Raw genomic sequence first — 1,434 nt, forward strand, 5'->3', positions numbered from 1 at the left:
CGGCGGGTCCGCTAGACCAGCTGGGCCGGCTGCTCCTGCGAGAGCAGCAGGTCCGCGTGGTGGCGGGCCGTCGTCAGCGGGTGGGCGCGGAGTTTGCCCTTGAGTTCGTTGCGTCCGTACTCGGCGAACAGCGGGTTCGCCGGGTCGGCCGTGACGCCGGGCGCGCGGTCCGCGAAGGGGAACTGGAGCGGCGTGATCCGGGCGTCCAGGCGCGGGTTGTAGAAGAACGGCACGGAGAATCGTTCCGTCGCTCCGGGCGGCGAGACCACCCGGTGGTTCGTCGCGATCAGGTAGCCGTTCGTGGCGACCTCCAGGAGCTCGCCCAGGTTGACGACGAAGGCGCCCGGGAGCGGCGGCACGTCGTGGAACCTCCCGTCCTCGCGCTGCACCTGGAGCCCGCCGACGTGGTCCTGGAGCAGCAGGGTGAGGAAGCCGTAGTCCTTGTGCGCGCCGACGCCCTGGTCGTCGCCCTCGCCGCTGCTGCCCGGGTAGCGCACCAGCTTGAGGTGCGGGTGGGCGCGCGGGCCGAAGATGTCGTCGTAGAAGTCCTCGGGCGCTCCGATGGAGGCGAGCAGCTCGTGGAGGAGGCGCTCGGCGACGCCGCTGAGGCGGTCGATCCAGTGCAGGGCGGCCGTGCGGAGCTCGGGGAGGGCGGCGGGCCACTGGTTGGGGCCTTCGAGCCACCAGTACGGGGCCTCCCAGGGACCGGGGCTGCGCGCGGGGCGCTCGGCGCCGATGTCGAGCTGGTCGCGCCAGTCGCGGGCGCCGCCGGTGCGCTCGTCGCCGATGCGCGTGTAGCCGCGGAAGTGCGGCGAGTTGATGTTGTCGAGGGCGAGCCGGTCGGCCTCGGGCAGGGCGAAGAAGGCGTGCATGGCCGAGGTGAGGGCCTGGGTCTCCGCCTCGGTGATGCCGTGCCCGATGAGCTGGAAGAAGCCCACGTCGTGGGCGGCCGAGTGGAGCTGGGCGTGGAGCAGCTTCCGGGCCCGTGGGTCCCGGTCGGCGGCCGAGAGGTCCACGATGGGGAGCTGCGAGGAGTACGAGCTGTTCGTCATGTGTGCATCCGCGGGGTATACGGGGGCCCGGGGCGGCCGCAGAGGGTGGGGCGGGGGCCACGGGTGCCGGTCGGCTGGGGCTCTGTACGAGGGACCGCGGGGGTGTGGAGTGGTACCCCGGAAGGTCAGGCGGAGCGGCGACAGCCCATGCTCGTGACGCGGACGTAGTCCACGTGGCGACGGCGTACGAGCAGAGGCATGGGGCCAGCGTACTGCGACGGCGAGCGGGTCACTGTGGTCCCCGTCACGTCCTGCGCCGGGATGGCCGAAAGCCTGTTCAAAACGGTGGGCTTGCGCGAAGATCGCCGCCATTGCGTGTTGAGTACACGCCAACATTCCCGTCGTCGCATCCCATCGCAGGAGGATGTCCATGACCCGCCGC

Annotated in this window: 2 protein-coding genes; one reads left to right on the top strand and one right to left on the bottom strand. The window is 71.8% G+C overall.

Going from position 1 to position 1,434, the window contains the following annotated elements:
- Positions 1 to 11: 11 nt before the first annotated feature.
- Positions 12 to 1,052 (bottom strand): isopenicillin N synthase family oxygenase, encoded by a 1,041-nt coding sequence (locus K7G60_RS38535; RefSeq protein ID WP_225805618.1) that lies wholly within the window; start codon positions 1,050 to 1,052, stop codon positions 12 to 14.
- Positions 1,053 to 1,250: 198 nt separating this feature from the next.
- Between K7G60_RS38535 and K7G60_RS38540 the strand changes: the two genes are divergently transcribed.
- Positions 1,251 to 1,434 (top strand): hypothetical protein (locus tag K7G60_RS38540; protein WP_225805619.1); only part of this gene is annotated, 184 nt, incomplete at its 3' end.

Origin of the sequence: Streptomyces sp. NK15101, assembly GCF_020400725.1 — a bacterium.
Classification (GTDB): Bacteria; Actinomycetota; Actinomycetes; order Streptomycetales; family Streptomycetaceae; genus Streptomyces.